This window comes from Pseudomonas sp. YA1 (assembly GCF_058680555.1).
In genome coordinates, this window is the sequence record NZ_JBZWBG010000018.1 from 110146 (window position 1) to 135124 (window position 24979).

General features: G+C 66.0%; 15 protein-coding genes and 1 riboswitch. Of the genes, 7 read left to right on the plus strand and 8 right to left on the minus strand.

All coding sequences use genetic code 11. The features are described 5' to 3' along the window. Positions 1 to 2 precede the first annotated feature (2 nt). From AC4OR5_RS23995 to AC4OR5_RS24005, 3 genes are read right to left on the minus strand one after another with little or no spacing between them, the layout of a single operon-like run. Positions 3 to 1250, minus strand: a complete 1248-nt coding sequence (locus AC4OR5_RS23995) for a cytochrome c (RefSeq protein ID WP_058134724.1) — start codon at positions 1248 to 1250, stop codon at positions 3 to 5. Positions 1251 to 1252: 2 nt separating this feature from the next. Next, a complete protein-coding gene (locus AC4OR5_RS24000) occupies positions 1253 to 1792 on the minus strand; it encodes a (2Fe-2S)-binding protein (protein ID WP_003110882.1) in 540 nt (179 codons plus the stop codon). Continuing rightward, positions 1785 to 4616: a xanthine dehydrogenase family protein molybdopterin-binding subunit gene (locus AC4OR5_RS24005; RefSeq protein WP_058161007.1), complete on the minus strand. Its 2832-nt coding sequence runs from the start codon at positions 4614 to 4616 to the stop codon at positions 1785 to 1787. Before AC4OR5_RS24005 ends, AC4OR5_RS24000 begins: the two co-directional genes overlap by 8 nt. Before the next feature lie 310 nt (positions 4617 to 4926). On the opposite strand from AC4OR5_RS24005, the gene AC4OR5_RS24010 reads away from it, so the two are divergent. After that, positions 4927 to 6138, plus strand: a complete 1212-nt coding sequence (locus AC4OR5_RS24010) for an MFS transporter (protein ID WP_058161006.1) — start codon at positions 4927 to 4929, stop codon at positions 6136 to 6138. Positions 6139 to 6297: 159 nt separating this feature from the next. On the opposite strand, the gene AC4OR5_RS24015 is transcribed toward AC4OR5_RS24010, so the two are convergent. The 3 genes from AC4OR5_RS24015 to cdrA form a co-directional block, all read right to left on the minus strand. Beyond that, positions 6298 to 6687, minus strand: coding sequence for a hypothetical protein (locus AC4OR5_RS24015; RefSeq protein ID WP_003106768.1), 390 nt, complete (start codon positions 6685 to 6687; stop codon positions 6298 to 6300). 302 nt (positions 6688 to 6989) lie between these two features. After that, positions 6990 to 8696, minus strand: coding sequence for a two-partner secretion system transporter CdrB (gene cdrB, locus AC4OR5_RS24020; RefSeq protein WP_003141590.1), 1707 nt, complete (start codon positions 8694 to 8696; stop codon positions 6990 to 6992). Positions 8697 to 8758: 62 nt separating this feature from the next. Further along, positions 8759 to 15229, minus strand: coding sequence for a two-partner secretion system adhesin CdrA (gene cdrA, locus AC4OR5_RS24025; RefSeq protein WP_491952849.1), 6471 nt, complete (start codon positions 15227 to 15229; stop codon positions 8759 to 8761). Between the two features lie 320 nt (positions 15230 to 15549). Between cdrA and AC4OR5_RS24030 the strand changes: the two genes are divergently transcribed. The 5 genes from AC4OR5_RS24030 to AC4OR5_RS24050 all read left to right on the plus strand — a co-directional run bounded on the left by AC4OR5_RS24030 (position 15550) and on the right by AC4OR5_RS24050 (position 20678). Beyond that, complete coding sequence (locus tag AC4OR5_RS24030; protein ID WP_033984869.1) at positions 15550 to 16521, plus strand: 2-hydroxyacid dehydrogenase; 972 nt, start codon at positions 15550 to 15552, stop codon at positions 16519 to 16521. A gap of 109 nt (positions 16522 to 16630) precedes the next feature. Next, positions 16631 to 17629, plus strand: coding sequence for a methyltransferase (locus AC4OR5_RS24035; protein ID WP_058160983.1), 999 nt, complete (start codon positions 16631 to 16633; stop codon positions 17627 to 17629). A 94-nt stretch (positions 17630 to 17723) separates the two neighbouring features. Further along, entirely contained in the window at positions 17724 to 19187 is a 1464-nt protein-coding gene (locus AC4OR5_RS24040; protein WP_003094922.1) for an amino acid permease, read from the plus strand. 138 nt (positions 19188 to 19325) lie between these two features. Next, positions 19326 to 19450: riboswitch (yybP-ykoY riboswitch) on the plus strand. A gap of 89 nt (positions 19451 to 19539) precedes the next feature. After that, a complete protein-coding gene (locus tag AC4OR5_RS24045; RefSeq protein ID WP_003094926.1) occupies positions 19540 to 20118 on the plus strand; it encodes a TMEM165/GDT1 family protein in 579 nt (192 codons plus the stop codon). A gap of 116 nt (positions 20119 to 20234) precedes the next feature. Continuing rightward, positions 20235 to 20678 carry a nuclear transport factor 2 family protein gene (locus AC4OR5_RS24050; protein ID WP_003135075.1) on the plus strand — a complete coding sequence of 148 codons (444 nt, stop codon included), beginning with the start codon at positions 20235 to 20237 and terminating at the stop codon, positions 20676 to 20678. 9 nt (positions 20679 to 20687) lie between these two features. On the opposite strand, the gene AC4OR5_RS24055 is transcribed toward AC4OR5_RS24050, so the two are convergent. Together AC4OR5_RS24055 and AC4OR5_RS24060 are read right to left on the minus strand one after the other, a co-directional pair. Continuing rightward, complete coding sequence (locus AC4OR5_RS24055; RefSeq protein WP_003121034.1) at positions 20688 to 21713, minus strand: NAD-dependent epimerase/dehydratase family protein; 1026 nt, start codon at positions 21711 to 21713, stop codon at positions 20688 to 20690. A 143-nt stretch (positions 21714 to 21856) separates the two neighbouring features. Beyond that, entirely contained in the window at positions 21857 to 22678 is an 822-nt protein-coding gene (locus tag AC4OR5_RS24060) for a M48 family metallopeptidase (protein WP_003094932.1), read from the minus strand. Positions 22679 to 22840: 162 nt separating this feature from the next. Here AC4OR5_RS24060 and AC4OR5_RS24065 point away from each other — a divergent pair, with 162 nt between their 5' ends. After that, positions 22841 to 24979, plus strand: a complete 2139-nt coding sequence (locus AC4OR5_RS24065; protein WP_003135079.1) for a methyl-accepting chemotaxis protein — start codon at positions 22841 to 22843, stop codon at positions 24977 to 24979.

The following is a 24979-nucleotide window of genomic DNA, read 5'->3' on the forward strand; positions in this document are numbered from 1 at the left end:
ATTCACTTCACCTTGACGGTATGCGCCGAAGCGCTCTCCGTCTTCAATTGCGCGACCTGTTGGGGACCGAGGTCACCGGGCAATCCGCCCCAGGTCTGGCGCAGGTAGTTGAGCAGGTCCGTGAGTTGCTCGTCGTCGAGTTTCCCGGCGAAACCGGGCATCGGTTGCATGCGTTCGAAGCCGGTGAACTGCTGTTCGACGATGCCGTCTTCGATCACTCGCAACAGATTACGCGGGTCTTGCAGGCGCAGGGTAGTGTTGCCGTTCATCGCCACCGCGATATGCGGCTTGCCCTCGCCTTCGCCGCCGTGGCAGCCGGCGCAGACGTTGAGGTACTGCTGGCGACCGCGCTTGCCGCTGTCGTTCAGCTGCGCCTCGGGTAGCGCCTGGACCACCTTGGCCGGCGGCGGCTGGTCGCCGAGCAGGTAGGTGGCCATGGCCGCCAGGTCGCCGTCGTCGAGGTGCTGGGTGCTGTGGTGCACCACCGGGAACATCTCGTTGAACATGCTGCCCTGGGCGCTCATGCCGTGCTTGAGGAAGCTCGCCAGGTCCGGCTGGGTCCAACCGCGCGCGGCAAGGTCGCCGGGCAGCAGGCTGGGCGCCAGGTAGCCGTTGAGCAGGCCGCCGCTCAGGCGCTTGTCCTGCTCCAGGGCGCCGGCCAGGTTGCGCGGGGTATGGCACTCGCCGCAGTGGCCGAGCACCTCGACCATGTACTGCCCGCGTTTCCAGGCCTCGCTGCGCCCTTCCTCCGGCTGCAAGCGCACGCTCTTGCCGTAGAGCAGGTTCCAGCCGGCCAGGCCCATGCGCACGTTGAACGGGAAGCTCAGGCTGGTCTGCGGCGCCGGCCGGGCGATCGGTTCCTGGGCCATCAGGTAGGCGTAGATGGCGTCGGCATCCTCGCGCTCGATCAGGTGATAGGAGGTGTAGGGCATCGCCGGATAGAGGTAGGCGCCGTCCTTGCGCTTGCCCTCGGTGAGAGCGGCGAAGAACTCGTCGGCGCTGTAGGCGCCGATGCCGTGTTCCTTGTCCGGGGTGATGTTGGTGCCGTAGATGGTGCCGAACGGCGACTGGATCGGCAGTCCGCCGGCGAACGGCGCGCCGCCCTCGGCGGTATGGCAGGCCATGCAGTCGGCGGCGCGGGCGAGGTATTCGCCGCGCTTGACCAGCGCCGCGTCGGCGCCGGCGGCGGAGGCCAGGAACGGCGACAGCGCGGCCAGCGCCAGGGCGAGGCCGGAAAGGGTGCGCTTCATCCTCAAGCCTCCTTGACCAGGCCGAGTTCGTCGAGCACGTCGCGGGTGGCGCTGTAGTAGCGCACGTAGCCGGTGCAACGGCAGATGTGATGGCCGAGGCTGTCCTCGATCGCCTGCTCCAGCTCGCTGCGCTTGATCGGCTGGCGCTGGGCTTTTTCCACCAGCACGGTGGCGGCGTTGACGAAGCCTGGCGCGCAATAGCTGCACTGGAAGGCGAACTGGTCGACGAACTTCTGCTGGATCGGGCTCAGCTCGCGGATGTCGCCGTTCTCGTCGCGCTGGGCATGGCCCTCGATGGTGCGAACCTTCTTGCCGTCGAAGTAGTGCGCGCCGGTGATGCAGGTGCGCACTTCCTCGCTGGTGCCGTCCGGATTGTCGACGATCACCACGCAGGCATGGCAGATGCCCTGGCCACAGCCCAGGCGCGAGCCGGTGAGGTTCTGGTATTCGTGCAGGTAGTCGATCATCGGCAGGTCTTCGGCGACCTCCACCGGACCGACGGCTTGACCGTTGAGGGTCATCTGGAGCTTGCGGTTAGCCATGGAGGGCCTCCTTGATGCGGGCGGGAGTGATGGGCAGGTCGCGGACGCGCTTGCCGGTGGCGTGCGCCACGGCGTTGGCGATGGCGCCGACCACCGGGATCATCACCACCTCGGCGATGCCCTTGGCCGGATCGGTCGGCGACAGCGGCGGGAGGATCTCCGCCGTCTGGCTCCACACCGCCACGTCCTTCGCCCGCGGCAACCGGTAGCGGTTGAAGTTCCAGTCCCCTTCCGCGGGGCCGCCCTCGTAGAGCGGCATTTCCTCCAGCAGCGCATGGCCGATACCCATGGCGATGCCGCCCTCCAGCTGGCCCTTGACCAGCTCTGGCACCAGCACCCGGCCGCACTCGATCCAGGAATGGTGGTCGAGCACCTGCACCTCGCCGCTGCCCTTGTTCACCTTCAGCTCGACCAGGGTCGCCACCGGGCTGTAGTAGGTGACCATCGCGTTGTTCAGCTGGGTCGCCGGATAAGCCGGATTCTGCCGGTCGAGCAGGTGGAAGCCGGCGCTGTTCATCATCGCCTTCTTCACTCCCGGCGCGCCGTCGCCGTACTTCACCGCCATGGCGTCGAGCGGCAGGCGTTCGCGCACGCCATCGATGACGAAGTCCGCCTCGGCCCAACTCCAGCGATTGAAGCCGTGGACGCTGACGCCGGTGACCAGGCCCATCTCGTGGGCCTTCTTCGCCAGCTCGGCGAAGGGAATCGGCGCCAGGCCGTTGCCGGTCAACTGGCCGTCGACCCATACGGCGTTTTCGCGGCGCACCACATAGGGATTGGCCTGGCCGCCGAACGGACCGCTGCGCCACAGCGCCAGGGCCGCCGGCCACAGGCCGTGGTTGAACAGCACGCGCGCGGCTTCGCGGGTGGCGTGGCTGAAATAGAACGCCGAGTTGGTCGCCGACGACGGCGAGGCCAGCTTGCCGACCCAGCGCGGATCGCGTAGCGCGGCGTCCTGCTCGGCCTGGCTCATCAGGTAGGGATTGCCCTTGGTGGTGAGCCGCAGCTCGGGCCATTCGGTCTCGGCGGTCTTCACCTCGTCCGCCGGACGGCCGAGGAAGTCGCCGACCACGAAGGCCTGCGAGGTGGACATCCCGGTACCGATCTCGGTGCCGATGTGGCGCAGGCTGATGCGCCCGTCGGCGCTGAACTCGATGCTCGCCATCGGCGCCTCGGCGCCGGTGCCGAAGTCCTTCTGGCAAATGGCGAAGCCGACCCCATACCAGTTGTCCGGGTCCTCCGCGTCGAAGCGCTTCTTGCGTGCGTCGCGGTCCTTCCAGACCTCGTGGGCAGCGGCCTTGTCGAGGATCTCGTGCAGGCGCAGGGCACCGGCCGGGACCGCGCCCTGGGTGTTCTTCATGCCCGAGCGCAGGGCGTTGCGACGACGCAGGTCGATGGCGTCGACGCCCAGCCGGCCAGCGATCTCGTCGACCATCATCTCGGTCGCGGCCATGGTCTGCAGGGTACCGTAGCCGCGCATCGAGCCGGCCTCCACGCCGCGCGAATGATAGGCGGTGACCGCCAGGTCGTTCTGCGGCATGTAGTAGATCGACTGCGCGGCGGTGGCGCCTACCGCCGCCACCGAGGCGCTGTAGTTGGCGCGCCCGCCGCCGTCGGCGCTCATGTCGGCGCGGAAGATGCGGAAGCCGAGGTCGTTCCTGTCTACCGCCAGTTGGTAGCGGATGTCGAACGGGTGGCGCTTGATGCCGCTCTGGAACTGCTCGTAGCGGTCGTTGGCCAGGCGCACCGGCACACCCTCGCCATACAGCGCGGCGAGCGCGGCATAGAAGACGAAGATGTTGTTGTCCTTGGAGCCGTAGCCTACGGTATAGCCCGGATGGATGTTGAGCTTCTCCAGGGCGAAGCGCGACGGCTTGATCATGTGCACGCTTTCGTAGGCGACTTCGAACGGGCACTGGGTGGCGACCACGAAGTGCAAGGTCTTGCTCGCCGCGTCGTACCAGCCGTTGCCGTTGTCCGGCTCCAATGCCGCCGGCTCGATCGATGGGGTCTTGTAGCGCTCGTCGAAGACCAGCCAGTCCTGCGGCGGGTTTTCCAGTTGCTCGGCCATGCGCTTGGCATGGAACAGCCCCTGCTCGGTGAGGTCGCCGTGCAGCTTCGGCTCGCGGGTCCATACCGGTTTGCGGTTGAGGATGGTGGGGAACAGCATCGAGTCCTTCAGGCTGGAGAACTCGTCGTCCTCGTAGGGCGTCTTGCCGCCGACCCGGACGAAGCGATAGCTGCCGTAGGGATCGCCCTGGTACAGCGGGGCCTGGGCGCCATAGCGGATCGCCTTGTCGTTGAACTTGAGCTTGAGCTTGGCCCGGCGGAAGCGCTCGAAGTCGTTCCAGATCAGGATCGCCACCGGATGGCCGATGAACATCGGCACCTTGCCCGGCGGCAGGAGCGGATCGGGCGAATGCGCCTCGGGGAAGACGATGCCGTCCTTCTCCAGGTCGGCGGCGGTGACGATACGGTCCGGCTGCAACTCGGCGCCCAGCCAGGAAAGGTCGTGGCCTTCGTAGATGCGGTCGGCGCGAACGGTCTTCAGCAACATGGCGTGGCCTTGCTGCTGCGGCCAGCCGGGCATGTCCCTGGCGCGGATATCGCGGGCGAACACCTTGTTGCCGCAGACCTTGGACAAGGCGTCGTTACGGAAACGGACCTGGCCGTTGCCCGCCATCCAGCGCTGGGCGGAAACGGTCACCTGGTTCTCGAACAAGGCAGCGAACGCCTGGCTGCCGAGCGGCGCCAGGGTGACACCCACGCCGGCGATCAACCCGCCCTGGAGAAAGGCGCGCCGGGATACATCACGGTTGGACATGCAAGTTCCTCTGGGTGGTACGGTTCCCACCCATGTCGTTATTCAGGCTTGAACAGCTCGCCCGGACGGACGAGGTGGAGCACGCAGGCGGAAAAACCTGACTCAGGAGTTAATTTTAGCGACAAGTCGCACCCGAGGAAAAGTCCCGTCTACCGCTGGAAGGCCCCATGGACACTCGACTTTGGTCGTCCGCCAGGCCGGCTCCAACCTTTTCGTGCGCTTCTCTGAATCTTCGATTTCGGCAATGGCAACAGCCAAGAGGTAACCGCATGTTACCCTCCGCCCTCCTCTCGAAACGCCCGACCCCAGCATGTCCAGCCAACCCAGTTCCCTGCTCCGCCATCGCCCCTTCCTCGCCTTCTGGCTGGCCCGCGTCTGCACCGCCAGCGGCTTCCAGATGCTCACCGTGGCCATCGGCTGGCACATCTACGAACTGACCGGCAATGTCCTCGACCTGGGCTTGGTAGGCCTGGTCGAATTCCTCCCGCGGGTACTGTTCATGCTCCACACCGGGCACGTTGCCGACCGCTACGACCGACGCAGGATCGCCGCCCTCTGCCAGACCGGCCAGGCCCTGGTGGCGGTGGCACTGGTGCTCGGCGCGGCTTCGGGAGAGATCACCCGCAACATGATCTTCGTCCTCGCCTTCGCCCTCGGTACCGCCCGCGCCTTCGAAATGCCGACCACCCAGGCGCTGCTGCCGAACCTGGTACCGGCCGGGCTGTTCCCGCGCGCGGTGGCCGCTTCGGCTTCGGCGATGCAGGCGGCGACCATTGCCGCCCCAGCCCTCGGCGGCCTGCTCTATGCGTTCGGTGCCTCCTGGGTCTACGTGCCGACCGCGACTCTCTACGTCCTCGCCTGCGTCCTGACGCTCAGCCTGCCGGTACGCAACCAGCCGCTCACCCAGGGCAAGGCCACCCTCGACTCGCTGCTCGCCGGCATCCGTTTCATCCGCAGCCGACCGGACATCTTCGGGGCGATCTCCCTCGACCTGTTCGCCGTGCTCCTCGGCGGCACCACCGCCCTGCTCCCGGTGTTCGCCAAGGACATCCTGCTCACCGGGCCCTGGGGCCTCGGCCTGCTGCGCTCGGCTCCAGCGGTGGGCGCCCTGGCGATGTCGTTCTGGCTGGCGCACTTCAGCATCGAACGCAACGTCGGGCGGATCATGTTCCTCTCCGTGGGCATCTTCGGCCTGGCAACCATCGCCTTCGGCCTGTCGAAATCGTTCTGGCTGTCCCTCGGCGTGCTGGTGGTACTCGGCGCCGCGGACATGGTCAGCATGGTCATCCGCGGCGCCTTCGTGCAGCTCGAGACCCCCGACGAGATGCGCGGCCGGGTCAGCGCGGTGAACGGCCTGTTCATCGGCGCCTCGAACCAGCTCGGCGAGTTCGAATCCGGGCTCACCGCACACTGGTTCGGCACGGTACCGGCTGTGGTCCTCGGCGGGATCGGCACCCTGGTGGTCACCGGAGTATGGATGAAGCTTTTCCCTACCCTCGCGCAACGCGACCGCCTGCACTGAGGCCAATGCCGTCGCGCGTCGATGCCCCGACAGCGGCGTATCGGCGATAACGCCTGGGGCGTTATCCGCCCTCCCCATGGAACACCGCCCCTTCTCGGCAATAAGAAAGCCCGGCATCGAGCCGGGCTTTTCTCGCACCTTGCGGCGTGATCCGCGGTGTCAGGCGGGGCGCCGCATCTCCCGATGCAGGCGGTCGACGGTGCGCTCGCTACCGTTGTCGGCCAGGCGCAGATCGACGCGCCCCATGTCCTTGTGCAGACGGTCGACGGTCTGTTCGCTGCCGTTCTCGGCCAGGCGCGCCTCGCGGCTGGTCATGTCGCGGTGCAAGCGATCGATGGTCTGCTCGCTGCCGCTTTCGGCGACCCGGCGTTCTTCCTGGACGCGCGGCGCCTGGGTCTTGCGCAGGCGTTCGAGGGTACGGTCGGAACCGTCGGAGGCGATCAGTTGTTGGGCACCGCGCAGGGCGATGGATTCGACCCGCGGTGCGGCGAAGGCGGCATTGGCGGTCAGGGTAGCAAGGGCGATGGCGAGGATCAGCGGGCGTTTCATGGCAGTGGCTCCAGGTATTCGTTACGTGGGGCCATTCTCTGTTCGGGAAACTCGATTGGAAAACGAAGCGCGCCAATAGTATTCATCGACGTTTGAAATAGTGCGAAGAACCGCTCTAGCACAGGATTTACAGCAAGAACACGCCTCTCCGACCGGCCTCGGCACGGATTGACGGCATCGATATGAAAAATCGAAGAAATCGAAAGTTTGAGAAAAACACTCGGAATTGAGCACGGACCTCCCTCTCCGCAGAACCGGAGAGGGGCTCCGTCAGCAGCCTCCGGAACGGAGGCCGGCAGGGTTCAGAAGCGCGCCACCACGTTGAACAGGACCCGCGTCTCACGCTTCCCATCGCGCTGGTCGGCTGGCTCGCCGATGACCTGGCGGGCAATCTCCGGGTTGAACGACAACTGGTCGGTGAGGTTGAAGCGCACCCCGGCACCGATCGAGCCGAGCTTCTGCTGCTCGTCATCGTCCACGTCGAGGTTGTAGGTCTTGCCCCAGTCGTAGAAAGCGTAGGCCTGGTAGCTGCGCAGCCAGCTATAGCCCACCGCCTGGCCATAGCGCGGTTCGAGCTTCAGGGCGAAGCCACGGTCACCGGTGATGTTGCCCGGGGCGAAGCCGCGACCGATCCCGCTGCCGCCGACGCCGAAGCGCTCGCTCGGCAGCAGCGGGTCGAAGCTGTACTGCCATTGCAACTCGCCATACACCGACCAGGGTCCGCCGAGCCCTTGCAGGCGCCCGACGTTGCCGTTGAGATAGACGAAACGTCCGTCGGCCACTTCGCGGGAACGACGTTCATCGTCCTTCTTGGTCGCGCCCCACATGTCCAGGCCGATGTTGTTGCGCACCTCCGCCAGGTTGATGCCCATCCAGCGATCGACCCAGTCATAGGTCAGGCGTTGCTGGAACACCCGCACATGGTCACGACCGGGGTTCGAGGCGTCGCTGGCGAAGTCGCGCAGGCGGGTCTCGGTATCCTTCCACTGCAACGCCAGGCCGCCGCTCAGGTTCTGCGAGCGCGAGCGGATGAAGGGATGGTTGTAGGAAATGCTGCCTTCGGTGCTCTTGCTGACGCTGTCGAAGGGGAATACCGAGTCCGGGATGTCCGGGTTGACCTTCGAATAGGAACCCATGATCTGCAGGGTATCGCCGGCGAACATGCCGCCCAGCGGCAACGTGCCGCGCAACTGGATGTAGCGGGTGGCATCGCTGAACGGCGAGATCGCACCGAGCACGTCGATCTGCTCGTAGAATCCCAGGCGGGAGAACTCGGTGGCGCCGAAGGCCAGGGTGGTCGGGTCGGTGTAGTGCGAACCGCGGTTGTCGAGGCTGACGAAGCCTTCGTATCGCTGCTGCTGCAAGGCCACGTCGAGGTTCGACGAGCCCAGCGCCTGCCCCGGGCTGAGCACGCTCTGCACGTTGACCCCCGGCAGGTCGCCGACCAGCAGCAGGCCGCGCTCCAGGGTATCGGCATCCAGCGGACGTTTTTCGGTCAGCGGCGCGAGCAGTTCCTCCACCCGCACCCGCGGCCCATCGACGGTTCCCTTGATCTGCACGTGTTCGAGGTAACCCTCGATCACCTGCAGGCGTACCTTGCCGCCCTCGATGCTCTGCTCCGGCACCACTACCTGGGTCAACAGGTAGCCGTCCTGGCGGTACTTGGCGGTGAGGCGGTTGGCCAGGTCGACCAGTTCGGCCAGGGACACCTGCTTGCCGAGCATATGCTGGTAATAGGACTCGAGCACCGCCTTATCATAGCGGGTGTTGCCTTCGATGCGTATCTCGCGCAGTTCGAAGCGGATCTGTTCGCTGCCTTGCGGCGCGACCTGCTTGGGCACCACCAGCGGCGCCTCGGGCTTGGCCTGCGGCTCGCTGCGGGGCTTGAAGCGTTCATCGAGCTGGGATGGCTGTACAGTCCCTGGCAACTCCACGGCGGCGGCGGAAGCTGCCAGCATCCCGCAGCCACAGAGCGTCACCCAGCGAAGCGTCCATTGCGAAGGTTTCATCATTCACCTCGGGCAGATGACGCACTACCGCCCGGAGACGATAGTGCGCATTGCGAAAAGGGTTAGAAATTCAGAGGCTTGTTGAAGCAGCTCCAGTAGTCGGCCAGGTAGCTCTGGTTCGAGCAACCCGCCCCACTCTCGGCCTCTGCCCTGAGCGGACGATCGGTGAACTGCCCCACCCGCTTGGCGCTGGCGTCCTCTGCCGGCCCCGCGGCGGTAGCCGGCAGCAGGTTAGGATCGCTGACGTCCATACCCAGAGCGTAGGCGCGCAGGAACGGGTTTTCGAGGAACGGGTTTTCCAGCGTGGTGGTGCGGTAGACCGCATCCCCGGGGGTATCCGGATCGCGCCCCTTCTGCAGTTCGCGCAAGTCGGAGAGCGCTGCCAGTTGCCCCAGGTCGCCCGGCGTGACCGGCAGCGGCAGGATGCTCAGCAGGTTGCCCTGGTAGTTGAGCTGGTAGTTGCCGCTGGTGAGGGCAAGCCCACCCTGGAGGATGTCGTACTGGCCGACGGCTTCGCCGCCCACCCGACCGAGCCCGCCGGCGAGCACCTGAGCGGCGCTATCGCCATTCTTCAGGCCGGAAACCTGATAGGTCAGCGCCGGGTCGGCGGTGCCGACCTGCTTGCTCTTGGCATCGGCGAATACGTTGAGCAGCGCCTTGGTGATGGTCAGGTCATTGCCCTGGTAGGCCAGGTCATAGTTGCCGCTGGTCAGCACCAGGCCGCCCTGGTTGATACCGTAAACGCCCACGTTCTCGCCTGCGTCGCGGTTCAGCCCGCCGGTCAGGATCGAACCGGCGCTGTCACCGTTCTTCAGGCCGCTGACCTGGTAGGTCAGGCTCGGGTCGGCGTCGCCGTAGACCTTGGTCTTGCCGTCGGCGATCACATTGAGCAGTGCCTTGGTGATGGTCAGGTTGTTGCCCTGGTAAGCCAGGTCATAGTTACCGCTGACCAGACCCAGGCCACCCTGCTGAATCGCATAGTTGCCTACGTTTTCGCCGGATACACGAACCAGGCCGCCGCCATTGAGCACCGCGCCAGCGGTATCGCCGTTCTTCAGGCCACTGACCTGGTAGGTCAGGCTCGGATCGGCATCGCCGTAGACCTTGGTCTTGCCGTCGGCGATCACATTCAGCAGTGCCTTGGTGATGGTCAGGTTGTTGCCCTGGTAAGCCAGGTCATAGTTACCGCTGACCAGACCCAGGCCACCCTGCTGAATCGCATAGTTGCCTACGTTTTCGCCGGATACACGAACCAGGCCGCCGCCATTGAGCACCGCGCCAGCGGTATCGCCGTTCTTCAGGCCACTGACCTGGTAGGTCAGGCTCGGATCGGCATCGCCGTAGACCTTGGTCTTGGCGTCGGCGATCACATTCAGCAGCGCCTTGGTGATGGTCAGGTTATTGCCCTGGTAGCTCAGGTCGTAGTTACCGCTGTTCAATGCCAGGTCGCCCTGGTTGATGCCGTACACGCCGACATTCTCGCCAGCCACGCGGCTCAGGCTGCCACCGTTGAGCACCGCGCCAGCGGTATCACCGTTCTTCAGGCCACTGACCTGGTAGGTCAGGCTCGGATCGGCATCGCCGTAGACCTTGGTCTTGGCGTCGGCGATCACATTCAGCAGCGCCTTGGTGATGGTCAGGTTGTTGCCCTGGTAAGCCAGGTCATAGTTACCGCTGACCAGACCCAGGCCACCCTGCTGAATCGCATAGTTGCCTACGTTTTCGCCGGAGACACGAACCAGGCCGCCGCCATTGAGCACCGAGCCAGCGGTATCGCCATTCTTCAGGCCGCTGACCTGGTAGGTCAGGCTCGGGTCGGCGTCGCCGTAGACCTTGGTCTTGGCGTCGGCGATCACATTGAGCAGCGCCTTGGTGATGGTCAGGTTATTGCCCTGGTAGCTCAGATCGTAGTTGCCGCTGTTCAATGCCAGGTCGCCCTGGTTGATGCCATACACACCCACGTTCTCGCCTGCGGCGCGGTTCAACCCACCGGTCAGGATCGAACCGGCGGTATCACCGTTCTTCAGGCCGCTGACCTGGTAGGTCAGGCTCGGGTCGGCATCGCCGTAGACCTTGGTCTTGGCATCGGCGATCACATTGAGCAGTGCCTTGGTGATGGTCAGGTTGTTACCCTGGTAGCTCAGGTCGTAGTTCGCGCTGACCAGACCCAGGCCACCTTGGTTGATGCCGTACACGCCGACATTCTCGCCAGCCACACGGCTCAGGCTGCCACCGTTGAGCACCGCGCCAGCGGTATCGCCGTTCTTCAGGCCGCTGACCTGGTAGGTCAGGCTCGGATCGGCATCGCCGTAGACCTTGGTCTTGGCGTCGGCGATCACATTCAGCAGCGCCTTGGTGATGGTCAGGTTATTGCCCTGGTAGCTCAGGTCGTAGTTACCGCTGTTCAATGCCAGGTCGCCCTGGTTGATGCCGTACACGCCGACATTCTCGCCAGCCACGCGGCTCAGGCTGCCGCCGTTGAGCACGGCACCGGCGCTGTCGCCGTTCTTCAGGCCACTGACCTGGAAGGTCAGGCTCGGATCGGCATCGCCATAGACCTTGGTCTTGGCATCGGCGATCACATTCAGCAGCGCCTTGGTGATGGTCAGGTTATTGCCCTGGTAGCTCAGGTCGTAGTTCGCACTGACCAGGCCCAGGCCGCCCTGGTTGATGCCGTACACGCCGACATTCTCGCCAGCCACGCGGCTCAGGCTGCCGCCGTTGAGGACGGCACCGGCGGTATCGCCGTTCTTCAGCCCGGACACCTGGTAGGTCAGTGCCGGATCGGCATCGCCATAGACCTTGGTCTTGGCATCGGCGATCACATTCAGCAGTGCCTTGGTGATGGTCAGGTTGTTGCCTTGGTAGCTCAGGTCGTAGTTCGCGCTGACCAGACCCAGGCCGCCCTGGTTGATGCCATACACACCCACGTTCTCGCCAGCCACGCGACTCAGGCTGCCGCCGTTAAGCACCGCGCCAGCGGTATCGCCGTTCTTCAGGCCACTGACTTGGTAGGTCAGTGCCGGATCGGCATCGCCATAGACCTTAGTCTTGGCATCGGCGATCACATTCAGCAGTGCCTTGGTGATGGTCAGGTTGTTGCCTTGGTAGCTCAGGTCGTAGTTCGCACTGACCAGGCCCAGGCCGCCCTGGTTGATGCCGTACACGCCGACATTCTCGCCAGCCACGCGGCTCAGGCTGCCGCCGTTGAGCACGGCACCGGCGCTGTCGCCGTTCTTCAGGCCGCTGACCTGGTAGGTCAGGCTCGGATCGGCATCGCCATAGACCTTGGTCTTGGCATCGGCGATCACATTGAGCAGTGCCTTGGTGATGGTCAGGTTATTGCCCTGGTAGTTCAGGGTGTAATTGCTGCTGACCAGGCCCAGTCCACCCTGGTTGATGCCGTACACGCCGACGTTCTCGCCAGCCACGCGGTTCAGGCTGCCGCCGTTGAGGACGGCACCGGCGGTATCGCCGCGCTTGAGACCGGAGACCTGATAGGTCAGCGCCGGATCGAGGTCGCCGTAGACCTTGGTCTTGGCATCGGCGATCACGTTCAGTTGCGCCGGAGTGATGCGCAGGTCGTTGCCGACGTAGCTGAGGGTGTAATTGGCCGTGTTGAGGCCCAGCCCGCCCTGAAGTATCCCGTAGTTGCCGACGTTCTCCCCGGCCACCCGGCCGAGGTTGCCGCTCAGCACGCCGGCGGCGGTATCGCTGTTCTTCAGGCCACTGACCTGGTAGGTGAGGGTCGGATCGGCGTCGCCATAGACCTTGGTCTTGGCGTCGGCGCTAACGATCAATTGCGCCGGCGTGACGGTCAGCTTGCCGTCCTGGCGCACCAGTTGGTAACGCTGGCTGAAATACTCGCTGCCATTGGCGTTACCGGTGATCGCGTACTGCCCGACGTTCGACGCCTGGGTCGCCGTGGTGCTGGCGGTCGCCTGGTAGAGGTCGTTGAACTGGCTGTTGACGTAGGCGTCGATGGCGTTGATGCCGGACATCGTGGCCGTCAGAGTCGGATTCACATCACCGTAGACGCGGGTAGCGTCATTGGCGGTCAGGGTGGCGGTCTGCTGGCGGGAAAGGATGTCGCCGGCAGTGGTGGTGGTCTTGAACATCTCCACCTGGGCGCGCTCGGCGAAGCTGTTGAACGCTCCCTCGCGCATGAACAGGTCCAGGCGGGTATCGACGCGGCTGGTCTTGCCGCCGAGGCCGAAGATCAGTTCCTCGGTCAGGCCGGTGCCGACGTCGTACTGCAATTCGTCGGTCACGCCGATCACGCCGCCGAAGCCCTTGACGCCCCAACTGGTGCCCCAGTTTCCGGTCCAGGTGGTGACGCTGCCGTTGCCGGCGGCGACGGTGAACCCGCTGGGCGCACCGCCGTTCGGGGTGGCCGTGACGTTGCTGCCGTTGACCTGGTAGCGCAGGTTGGTCACCAGGTAGTCCGACGAGTCGTTGGTCGGGAAACTGGCGGAACCGCTGACCCGCCGATAGGGCAGCGCGGTGAACACCAGGCGGTCGAACTCGCTGTTGCCGTCGGCGGTCAGCGTGTAGTTGCCGGTGGTGCCGACGCTGTTGGCCTCGAGAATCCGCGTGCCGACGCTGGAGACGATGTTCTGCACGGTACCGGTCATGCTCTGGTTGATGAACGGATCGAACACCGTGCCGCTCGTGGTCACGCCGGTGGCGTTGCTCTGCCGGTACTTGAGCGTACCGTTGAAGGTCTGCAGCGCCAGGTTGCCGGCGTAGTTGTCCCAGGAAGCCAGGTCGATGCTACCGGCGCGGCCGGCGAGGTTGGCGGCGATCAGCGCGGTACCGGCCTGCTGGCTGATCTTGCCGGCGGTGCTGGTCTGCATCCACAGGGTGCCGCTGCCCAGGTCGACGATGCCGCTGGTCTGCGGCGTGCCGCCGCTGAGGAAGTTGATGTTGCCGCCGGCGCGGATTGCCAGGCTGCCGTTGCGGAACAGGATCGGCGCAGAGATATCCACCGCACCGGCAGGTCCGGTGGCGATCAGCTCCAGGCCGCGACTGGCGCCGCCCAGGTTGCTGGTGATCAGCGGCGCTTCCACCGACAGCCGGTCGCTGGCGCTGAGGGTCACCTTGCCACCTGCCAGCGCACCGGTAACCACCGAGGCATTCACCGTCGCGTCGCCGCTGGCGCCGTTGGCGCCCCCCACCGAGCCGGAGGTGCCGCCGGAGGCGACGATGCGCAGGGTGGTCGGGTCGAGCAGCCAGGTGCCACCGTTGCCGTAGGGTGCGGCGACGCTGACGTAGGCGCTGTCGGCGATGCTCAGGTTGACCTTGCCGGAGGTCTCCACCAGGCCGCCGTTGCCGCCCTGGGCGCCGCCGCGCGCGAGGATCCGCCCGTCCATGCGGGTATTGCCGTCGGACCAGACCACCGCCAGGCCGCCATTGCCCTTGCCGGTAGCCGAGACGTCGATGCTGGCGCCCTTGGCCAGCGTAGCGTTCTTCGCCCGTGGCAGCTCGCCGCGGCCCTGGAAGTCGCCGCCGATGCGCACGCTGCCGCCCTGTGCGGCGCCGCGGGCGTCGATGCTGGCGGTGCTCGCCAGGGCCACCTGCTGCCCGCTGACCAGCACGTCGCCGCCGTTCTTCGGACCGCTGACGTCGATCTTGCCGGCGATCTGGATGTCCCCGGACTTGCTTACCAGCGCCACGCTGCCCTCGCGCACCTCGGTGCCGCGGGCAAGGATCACGCCGGACAGGTTGACCGCGTTGTCGACCACCCGGGAAGCCTGCTCGGCGGTGATCAGCACGCTACCGCCGTCGGCCTGGATCGCGCCGCCGTTGCTGACCAGCGCCTGGGCATCCTGCGGCTTGCGGGTAACCGGGTCGGTCACGGCGATCGACACCAGGCCATCGCCGTAGAGGTCTATGGTCGCGGCATTGCCGGCGGCCATCGCCACGGTGCCGAGGCGGGCGTTGATCACGCCGTTGTTGGCCACGGACGGCGCGACGAAGGCCGCCAGGCCTTTCTCCGCGACGCTGATACTGCCGTCGTTGACGATCCGCGCGTCGGGGTTTCCGGGCTGGTCGAAGATCAGCTTGCCCTGGCGGAAGTGTTCGTCGCTGATGTTCGCCGTGGTGGTGATCAGGGAGCCCACGTCGACCTTGGCCGAGCCGCTGAAGACCACGCCGTTGGAGTTGTAGATGATCACCTGGCCGGGCGCGGAGATGCGCCCGGCGATCACGCTTTCCTGGCCTGCGGTGACCCGGTTCAGGGTCGACGAGGTCACGCCGGGCTGGTTGAAGCGCACCGCCTCGTCGGCGGAGACGTCGAAGCCCTTCCAGTTGATGATCGCGCGCTGGGTGCTCTGGTCGATCAGCGTGGTCTTGCCCTGCTGGCTGATCTTGATCTCGTTGGGGTTGAACTGGGCACCGGTAGGTGCCGCCATGGCCGCGTTAATGCTGGCGATGGCGAACATGAGGGTGCTGCTGGCGGCAAGGACGAAACGCCCTTCCCTACCGGCTTTCGAAGAGGTGCGCTTGCCGCGCTGGCTATCCGGACGGACCATGAAAAACTCCCTATCTGCGTGGCGCACGTCAGTTTTCCAGCACTGCATTTCGTCAGTTAAATGGCGAAAATCTGAGAAGCAATTCACATTGCGCCTTGTGTGCCAAAAAAATGCCTTTCAGATCAAAAATTGTCCACTTGAAAGGGTGACCGTTCGTCGGAGTGACTCAAAAATGACACTACGGAGGTTAAATATGTAATACCGTCAAAAAACCGACAATACTTTCGGGATAATCACTGTCAAGAAAACCGGAAGACCTCCCTGGCACGCGGGTTTGCTAGGCTAGGCAGCCCCCGTCCGCTGCCGCCAAGGAACCTTCCATGAGCCATGCCCTGCGCGCCGTTTTCCTCGACCATGCCTCCCTCGACCTCGGCGACCTGGACATGCGCCCCCTGCGCGCCGCCTTCGACGAGCTGCAGCTGCATGCCGCCAGCCAACCGCAGGAAGTCGCCGCGCGGCTGCACGGTGCGCGGGTCGCGATCAGCAACAAGGCGCCGATCGACGCGCAATGCATCGCCGCCTGCCCAGAGCTGGAACTGATCCTGGTCAGCGCTACCGGCACCAACAACATCGATCTCGCTGCCGCTCGCGAGCGCGGTATCGTCGTCGCCAACTGCCATGGCTACGGCACGCCCTCGGTAGCCCAGCACACCCTCGCGCTGCTGCTGGCCCTGGCTACGCGCCTGCCGGACTACCAGCAGGCGGTACGCAGCGGTCGCTGGCAGCAATCCAGCCAGTTCTGCCTGCTGGACTTCCCCATCGTCGAACTGGAAGGCAAGACCCTCGGCCTGCTCGGCCATGGCGAACTGGGCGGGGCGGTGGCGCGGCTGGCGGAGGCGTTCGGCATGCGCGTGCTGCTCGGTCAGTTGCCAGGACGGCCTGCCCGGGCGGACCGCCTGCCGCTTGGCGAACTCCTGCCACGGGTCGACGCCCTGACCCTGCACTGCCCGCTGACCGAGGACACCCGCGGGATGCTCGGCGCCGCCGAACTGGCGCTGATGAAGCCTGGCGCCTTCCTGGTCAATACCGCCCGTGGCGGCCTGGTCGACGAACAGGCGCTGGCCGACGCCCTGCGCGGCGGCCACCTGGGCGGTGCCGCTACCGACGTGCTCAGCGTCGAGCCGCCGAGAAACGGCAATCCGCTGCTGGCCCCCGACATCCCGCGCCTGATCGTCACCCCCCATAACGCCTGGGGCAGTCGCGAGGCGCGGCAGCGCATCGTCGGCCAACTGGTGGAAAACGCAGAGGCATGGAAGGCCGGGCGCGCCCTGCGGGTAGTCAACGCCGGCTGAGACGGCGCTGCGGGCACCGCGCACGGATGAACGGCGATCCTCGCCGACAATCCATGCGGGTATGCCAGGCCCAAGCCTGTTAAGATTTCCCATTTTTTCCGGAGCCCGCATGGACCCTCGCAGTGAAGTGCTGCTGCGCCAGCGCCACCTCTTCGCGACCCCGCTGCTGCTGGCCGGCCTGCCCGCCGACGACCTGCTCGCCGAGCTACCGCAGGCCCAGGGCTGGAGCTGGCACGCCGGCGAGCAGGCGCAGCTGGACGCCCGCTTCCCCGACCGTAGCCGTTTCGACACGCGCGCGCCGACCGGCGCCTGGACTTCGGCCGTTCTGTTCCTGCCCAAGTCCCGCGAACTGACCGACTACCTGCTGGCCAGCCTGGCCGCCCGCCTGCCCGGCGGCGAACTCTTCCTGGTCGGCGAAAAGCGCGGCGGGATCGAGCGCGCGAGCAAGCAGTTGGCCGCCTACGGCAAGCCCCGCAAACTGGATAGCGCGCGGCATTGCCAGCTCTGGCAGGTGCGTATCGAACAGGCGCCGGCCGAGCCCGACCTGCACACCCTGGCCCAGCGCTACAGCCTGCCGCTGGCCGATGGCGAGCTGCAGGTGGTGAGCCTGCCGGGGGTGTTCAGCCATGGCCGCCTGGATCGCGGCAGCGCTCTGCTGCTGGGGCAACTGCAAGCCCTGCCCGGCGGCCATCTGCTGGACTTCGGCTGCGGTGCCGGGGTACTCGGGGCGGCTCTCAAGCGTCGCTACCCCGCCAGCCGCCTGAGCCTGCTCGATGTCGACGCCTTCGCTGTCGAGAGCAGCCGACTGACCCTCGCCGCCAACGGCCTGGACGGCGAAGTGATCGCCGCCGACGGCATCGACGGCGCGCCGCGCGAACTCGCCGCGATCGTCAGCAACCCGCCCTTCCACCAGGGCGTGCACACCGACTACCAGGCCTCCGAGCGCCTGCTGCAACGCGCCGCCGAGCACCTGGCGCCGGGCGGCGAACTGCGCCTGGTCGCCAACAGCTTCCTGAAGTACCCGCCGTTGATCGAACGCCACCTCGGCCCCTGCCGGACACTCGCCGAAGGCGACGGTTTCCGCATCTACTCCGCCCGTCGCTCCTGATTTCTGCCTGGAACCCTGTGAATGAAGCTTTTCCTCTCCCTGCCCGCACGCCCGCAGCCAGACCCTTCCGTGGCCACCCGCCGGGAGGCCGCCGATGACTGACCTGAACGCCAGCCAGGGCCAGCAATTGCGGCGGGTGCTCAAGCCGCGCCACCTGAACATGATCGCCATCGGCGGCTCCATCGGCACCGGGCTGTTCGTCGCCTCCGGGGCCACCGTGGCCACCGCCGGGCCCGGCGGTGCGCTGCTTTCCTACGCCCTGATCGGGCTGATGGTGTACTTCCTCATGACCAGTCTCGGCGAAATGGCCGCCTACATGCCCGTTTCCGGCTCGTTCTGCACCTATGGCAGCCGGTTCGTCGAAGATGGCTTCGGTTTCGCCCTCGGCTGGAACTACTGGTACAACTGGGCGGTGACCATCGCCGCGGAGCTGGTGGCAGCGCAACTGGTGATGAGTTTCTGGTTCCCCGAGGTGCCGGGCATCTACTGGAGCGCGATCTTCCTGGGCATCATGTTCGGCCTCAACGTGATTTCCGCGCGCGGCTTCGGCGAGAGCGAATTCTGGTTCGCCCTGATCAAGGTAGTCACGGTGGTGATCTTCATCGGCGTCGGCCTGGCGACCATCTTCGGCATCATGCATGGCGTGGAGTCGCCCGGCTTCAGCAACTTCACCATGGGCGACGCGCCCTTCGTCGGCGGCTTCCAGGCAATGGTCGGGGTGGCGATGATCGCCGGCTTCTCGTTCCAGGGCACCGAACTGATCGGCATCGCCGCCGGTGAATCGGAAAATCCGCGGAAGAACATCCCGATCGCCATTCGCCAGGTGTTCTGGCGCATCCTGATGTTCTACATCCTGGCGATCTTCGTGATCGGCATGCTGATTCCCTACACCGACCCGAACCTGCTGAAGAACGATGCCAGCGACATCAGCGTGTCGCCCTTCACCCTGCTCTTCGAGCGCGCCGGCTTCGCCGCGGCGGCCGGGGTGATGAACGCGGTGATCCTCTCGGCGATCCTCTCCGCCGGCAACTCCGGCATGTACGCCTCGACCCGGATGCTCTACAACCTCGCCCTCGAGGGCAAGGCACCGCGCCTGTTCTCCCGTGTCTCGCGCAGCGGCGTGCCACGCAATGCGCTGTACGCCACTACCCTGGTCGGCGCCCTGTGCTTCCTCACTTCGGCCTTCGGCGACAGTACCGTCTACACATGGCTGCTGAACACCTCGGGCATGTGCGGCTTCATCGCCTGGCTGGGCATCGCCATCTCCCACTATCGCTTCCGCAAGGGCTACCTGGCCCAGGGCGGCCGCCTGGAAGACCTGCCCTACCGGGCCAAGCTGTTCCCCTTCGGCCCGCTGTTCGCCTTCGCCCTGTGCATGGTCATCACCCTCGGGCAGAACTACCAGGCGCTGGTGGGCGAACGCATCGACTGGATCGGCCTCCTCGCCACCTACATCAGCCTGCCGCTGTTCCTGGCGATCTGGCTGGGATACCGCTGGAAGAAGCGCGCGCGCTTCGTTCGCTACCACGAAATGGACGTCAGCCCGACCAATACCTGATTCACCCTGCCGCCCAGCGATTCCTCGCGGATCGCTGCGGATGCCGGCACGTTTCCTTGCGATCAGGCTCCCTCGCCGCCCTCCCGGACGAAAGTTTCCGTCCCGGGCTTGCCCAAGCCGCCCGGCTTGGGCAGAATGCGCCCCGTCCTAGGGGAGTAGTCTCCCGCGAGCGCCGCACCGGCCTCGCCCGGCACGCGTCAACACACTTGGTCCGCAGACCATGGCGCGCGCGGCCCAAGCCTGCCCAGACAGGCCAAGGGTTTGACAAGACCTATGACACGCACGATCTGACCCGGGGCGGGCAGATGGCGCGTGTCATGGTGATTGGTCGACCCGCCCCTTAGGAAGCCTGATGGAATCGCTGTTCGTCCCTACCCTGATCGTTGCCCTCGCGGAAATCGGCGACAAGACCCAGTTGCTGGCGCTCCTGCTCGCGGCGCGTTTCCGCAAGCCGTGGCCGATCATCGCCGGCATCGTCGCCGCCACCCTGGCCAACCATTTCGCTGCCGGCGCGGTGGGCGCCTGGGTCGCCAGCTTCTTCTCGGAAGCTACCCTCAGCTGGATCCTCGCCGCCTCCTTCATCGCCGTCGCCCTGTGGACGCTGGTACCGGACAAGCTCGACGACGAAGAGTCCGGACTGAAGAAATACGGCCCCTTCCTCACCACCCTGATCGCGTTCTTCCTCGCCGAGATGGGCGACAAGACCCAGGTCGCCACGGTCATGCTGGCCGCCCAGTATCCGCATTTCTGGCTGGTGGTGATCGGCACCACCCTGGGCATGCTGATCGCCAACGTACCGGTGGTACTGATCGGCAACCTGGCCGCCGACAAGCTGCCGCTGACCCTGATCCGCCGCCTGGCCGCGGCCGCCTTCGCCGCACTTGGCCTGTACGCCGCCTGGCACGCCGCGCAATTGACCGGCTGGCTCTGAAGGACTGCGCCGCCGGGCCCGGGATGGCTGGGCGGCCAATGCAAAATGCATGGGAACGGCTACAGTTCAGGCAGGCACCGGATGCCTGCCCCACCACTCGCCCACGAGAGCCGGAGATGCCCTCACACGACCTGAAACGACTCGCCCGCCATCATATCGAGCTGTCCTGGAACAAGGGCCGCATGGCGTTGGTGGAGCAGTTGCACAGCAAGGATTTCCTCTACAAAAGCTCGTTCATCGGCCATCCCCTGGATACTGCCGGCTATATCCGCCTGCTGCAGGACATCCGCACGGCGATGCCGGACCTGGAGGTCGTGGTCGAAGACTGCATCGGCGAGGAACGCAAGGTGTTCACCTGGAGCACGCTGATCGGCACCATCGTCCGGCCGACCCTGGGCTATCCGGCCAGCGACAAGGTGCTGAGCATTTCCGCGATGGGCTTCTGGGTGTTCAACCCGCAGGGCCAGTTGCAGGAGCTGTGCACCATGTTCGACATGGAGAGCTTTCGCGCTCAGCTGGGACTGCAGACCCGACCCTTCGCGGAAAAAACGCTGCCCTAGCCAACCGTCCTAGGCGTTGAAATAGCCGTTGTCGCGGAACCAGTCGATGGCGCGCAGCAGGGTGTCGTCGAGGGCGGTGGTGGAGAAGAAGCCGAGTTCCTCGCGGGCCTTGCGTCCATCGAGGAACTGCCCGCCAGCCATCACCTCGATGGCGGTTTCGTCGAGCAGCGGCAACTGGCCGCTGACCCGGTAGCGCAGGCGGCCCAGGGTGGCCAGCGCGCGAGCCATGGCCATCGACATCGGCTGCGGCGCAGGCTGGCCGAGCAGCTCGGCGATACGCCGGGTCAGGTCGGCCATTTCCAGGTTGTGCCCGGTCAGCAGGTAGCGCTCGCCGATACGCCCGCGCTCAAGGGCCATCAGCAGGCCGCGCCCGGCTTCGGCGGCATCGATGACGTTACGCTGGCCGGCGACGTAGTGGGTCATCTCGCCATTGCCGATGGCGGTGATCACGCGCCCGGTGGTCGGGCCGATGTCCAGTTCGCCGAGTACCATGCCGGGGATCCCGATCACCACCGGCAGGCCGTTGCGCGCCTGCTCCCGGGCCTGCTCGTCGAGCGCCCATTTGCACAGCACGTAGGAACTCTTGCCGCTCGGCAGGCTGTCGTAGAACAACCCCTCGTGGCCCGGTAGTCCCTGGGGATGCCGGGGCATGGCATATGCCGAACCGACGTAGAGGATGCGCGGCACCCTGGCCTGCAGGCAGGCGGCATAGAACGGGTTGGTCTGGCCCAGCGCGCTGGCCACTTCCTCCTGCCAGCGGCGCGGCCGCGAAGGATAGTAGCCGGCGCTGAAGATCACCCCGTCGAGGCCGCGCAGGGCGCGTTCCAGGCCGGCGTGGTCGAGCATCTCGGCGACCCGGCACTCGGGCTCCAGATAGGCGAGACGCTGGATCTGCGAAGAAGGACGGTGGATCAGCACCAGATCGTGACCGGCGGCCCTGATGGCGCGCGCGGCGTGATGTCCCAGCAGGCCGGTGGCTCCGAGTACGGCGTATTTCACATGAGCTCCAGGGCGTGAGAGTGGCTGTTCGTCCACGGGTCCCGCAAGCGGGTCGGCCAGCAGTCTAGGCCGAACGCCGGCGAGATACCAAACAGCAGGTTACGGAAATACACAACAGGCGTTTCCGATGGTAAGCCTGTCGGCGCGCCGGCCGCCCCCCGCGACCGCGCGCCCTGGCCTCACTTGCCGCGCCTGGCCTGCTGGTACAGCGGCATCACCTTGGGAATCGCGGCCTGGAGATTGGCCATCCGCGAACTGTCGGAGGGGTGGGTGCTGGTGAACTCGGGCTGGCTGGCACCGCCGCTGGCCTTGCCCATCTTCTGCCAGAGGGTGATCGCCGCTTCCGGGTTGTAGCCGGCGCGGGCGGCCAGCTCGAGACCGATCAGGTCGGCTTCGTTCTCGTTGGCACGACTGTTGGGCAGGGTCATCAGGTAGTCGACGCCGGTATTGGCCAGTTGCAGGCTTTCCTGGCCGAGGCCGGCCAGGGCGCCGATCTGGCTGGCCACCTGCACGCCGTAGGCCTTGGACATGGCCTCGCGCCCATGCTCGCGCAGGGCGTGAGCGATCTCATGGCCCATCACCGCGGCGATCTCGTCGTCGGTGAGCTTCAGCTTGTCGATCAGCCCGGTGTAGAAAATGATCTTGCCGCCGGGACCGCAGTTGGCGTTGAGTTCGTCGCTCTTCACCACGTTGACTTCCCAATTCCAGCTGGTGGCGTCCGGGCGGAAGGCGGCGGTCTGCGGGATCAGCCGCTGGGCGATCGCCTTGACTCGTCGCGCGTCGGCACTGCTGGTATCGAGCACGCCGGCGCTTTTCGCCTCGCCGAGAGTCTTCTGGTACGACTGGGCGTACATCTGGTCGACTTCCTGGCTGGACAACATGCTGAACATGTATTGCTTGCGGTCGACGCCGACGGCGCCGCCGCTGGTGGTGTTCACTGCCTGGCAACCGGCGAGCAGCAGCGCGCCGGCGAGGGTGGCGAATCGGAAGGGATGAGCCATGGTCCTTTGTTCTCCTCTGAAGGCCGAGCGCATGGTAGGCCGCGCCTCGAGCGCCGGCAACAGCCGTTGGCGAGGAAATCTCCATCGGCCGATTAAGGATTTGCCGCCCTCTTGCCGATAACCTCGCCAGAGACAATTCCAACAAGGGTCGGAAGTCCCATCATGAAGCTCAAGTCGATCCAGTTTTCTGTCGCCGCCCTCGCCGGCGCCAGCGTTCTAAGCGTCGTCGTGGTGTTGGTGCTGTATGCCCTGTTCGCCGGCGCGCGAACCCAGGAACTGGTGCAGCAACGCACCCAGGGCCTGCTGGAGAAGGTCATCAACGAGCGCCTGGTGGCCCTGGCCCGCGCCCAGGTCAGCCAGATCCAGCGCGAGCTGGAGTATCCGCTGACGGTGGTCCACGGCCTGGCCAACAGCACCCGCCTGCTCGGCGAGCCGGGCGCCGACGGCATGCCGCAGTTGAACGCCAGCCGCGACGAAATCTCCGCGCTGCTGCGTAGCACCGTGCAGAACAACCCCAAGCTGCTCGACACCTTCATGGCCTGGGAAGCCAATGCCTTCGATACCGACGCCGCCTTCGCCGGGCAACCCGGCAAGGGCTACGGCCCGGACGGTCGCTACCTGCCCTGGTGGTATCGCGGCGCCGACGGCAAGCCGATCGTCGAGGCCATGACCGACAGTATCGATAGCGAAAAGCTGCTGCCCACCGGGGTGCGCGAGAACGAATTCTACGCCTGTCCGAAAGAGAACAAGCGTCCCTGCATCATCGACCCGGCCCCCTACGAAATGGGCGGCAAGACCGTGATGATGTCGTCCTTCAACGTGCCGATCATGGTCGGCGACCAGTTCCGCGGCGCAGTCGGCGCCGACCTCTCGCTGGCCTTCATCCAGGACCTGCTCAAGCGCGCCGACCAGCAGCTCTACGATGGCGCCGGGGAAATGGCGCTGATCGCCAGCAACGGCCGCCTGGTGGCCTACACCCGCGACGACAGCAAGCTCGGCGAGCCCGCCGGCAGCGTCCTCGACGGCAACGAAGTGGACAACCTGAAGAACCTCACGATCGACCAGCCGCTCTACGACATCGACGCCGAGCACGGTCACATCGAGCTGTTCCTGCCTTTCACCATCGCCGACAGCGGCGTGCGCTGGACCCTCATGCTGCAGATTCCCCAGGCGGCGGTATTCGGCGAACTGCAGCAACTCCAGGGCGAGCTGAGCGACCAGCGCCAGCAGGATATCCTCGGCATGAGCCTGGCCGGTCTGGTGGTAGCGGCCCTCGGCCTGCTGGTGGTCTGGCTGGTCGGCTACGGCATCGCCCGGCCGCTGCGCCAACTGGTCGGCATGCTCGACGACATCGCCCAGGGCGAAGGCGACCTCACCCGCCGCCTGAGCAGCGAGCGCGCCGACGAGCTGGGCTCCATCGCCAAGGGCTTCAACACCTTCCTCGGCAAGCTGCAGAACATGATCGGCCAGGTGGTGCAATCGGTGCAGAAGGTCAGCGACTCCTCGGAGCACACCGCCGACATCGCCATCCGTACCAACCAGGGCGTGCAGCAGCAACTGGCGGAGATCGAACTGGTGGCCACCGCGGTCCACGAGATGACCGCCACCGCCCAGGACGTGGCGCGCAACGCCACCCACGCCGCCGAGGCAGCCAACCACGCGGACCAGGCCGCGCACCAGGGCAAGCAGATCGTCGAAAGCAGCTCGGCGGCGATCCAGGCCCTGGCCAGCGAGATCGGCCGCGCGGTCGGCGTGGTGCAGAACCTGGCCAAGGACAGCGAAAACATCAACGCGATCCTGGTGGCGATCCGCGGTATCGCCGAGCAGACCAACCTGCTCGCCCTCAACGCCGCCATCGAGGCCGCCCGCGCCGGCGAGCAGGGTCGCGGTTTCGCGGTGGTGGCCGACGAGGTACGCAACCTGGCGCAGAAGACCCAGCAGGCCACCGAAGAAATCCAGAGCATGATCCAGCAGTTGCAGCAGGGCACCCGCGACGTGGTGAAGGTCATGCAGGACAGCCAGGACCGCACCGACGACAGCGTGCGCCATGCGCGCCAGGCGGCCGAAGCGCTGGAGTCGATCACCCAGGCGGTATCGGTGATCAACGACATGAACACCCAGATCGCCAGCGCCGCCGAGGAGCAGAGCGCGGTGGCCGAGGACATCAACCGCAACGTCGCCAACATCGGCCAGGTCGCCAACCAGGTGGCCGGCGGCGCCGACGAGGCCTCGCAGGCCAGCGCCGAGCTGACCCGCCTGGCCGAGCAGCAGCGGCGCCTGGTGAATCAGTTCAGGGTCTAG

Excerpts from the sequence above, each read along its gene's own strand:
- cdrB (WP_003141590.1), bottom strand. The coding sequence starts at position 8,696 with ATGAAACCTTCGCAATGGACGCTTCGCTGGGTGACGCTCTGTGGCTGC.
- AC4OR5_RS24040 (WP_003094922.1), top strand. The coding sequence starts at position 17,724 with ATGACTGACCTGAACGCCAGCCAGGGCCAGCAATTGCGGCGGGTGCTC.
- AC4OR5_RS24005 (WP_058161007.1), bottom strand. The coding sequence starts at position 4,616 with ATGTCCAACCGTGATGTATCCCGGCGCGCCTTTCTCCAGGGCGGGTTG.
- AC4OR5_RS24035 (WP_058160983.1), top strand. The coding sequence starts at position 16,631 with ATGGACCCTCGCAGTGAAGTGCTGCTGCGCCAGCGCCACCTCTTCGCG.
- AC4OR5_RS24010 (WP_058161006.1), top strand. The coding sequence starts at position 4,927 with ATGTCCAGCCAACCCAGTTCCCTGCTCCGCCATCGCCCCTTCCTCGCC.
- AC4OR5_RS24015 (WP_003106768.1), bottom strand. The coding sequence starts at position 6,687 with ATGAAACGCCCGCTGATCCTCGCCATCGCCCTTGCTACCCTGACCGCC.
- AC4OR5_RS24030 (WP_033984869.1), top strand. The coding sequence starts at position 15,550 with ATGAGCCATGCCCTGCGCGCCGTTTTCCTCGACCATGCCTCCCTCGAC.
- AC4OR5_RS24065 (WP_003135079.1), top strand. The coding sequence starts at position 22,841 with ATGAAGCTCAAGTCGATCCAGTTTTCTGTCGCCGCCCTCGCCGGCGCC.
- AC4OR5_RS23995 (WP_058134724.1), bottom strand. The coding sequence starts at position 1,250 with ATGAAGCGCACCCTTTCCGGCCTCGCCCTGGCGCTGGCCGCGCTGTCG.
- AC4OR5_RS24060 (WP_003094932.1), bottom strand. The coding sequence starts at position 22,678 with ATGGCTCATCCCTTCCGATTCGCCACCCTCGCCGGCGCGCTGCTGCTC.
- AC4OR5_RS24045 (WP_003094926.1), top strand. The coding sequence starts at position 19,540 with ATGGAATCGCTGTTCGTCCCTACCCTGATCGTTGCCCTCGCGGAAATC.
- cdrA (WP_491952849.1), bottom strand. The coding sequence starts at position 15,229 with ATGGTCCGTCCGGATAGCCAGCGCGGCAAGCGCACCTCTTCGAAAGCC.
- AC4OR5_RS24050 (WP_003135075.1), top strand. The coding sequence starts at position 20,235 with ATGCCCTCACACGACCTGAAACGACTCGCCCGCCATCATATCGAGCTG.
- AC4OR5_RS24000 (WP_003110882.1), bottom strand. The coding sequence starts at position 1,792 with ATGGCTAACCGCAAGCTCCAGATGACCCTCAACGGTCAAGCCGTCGGT.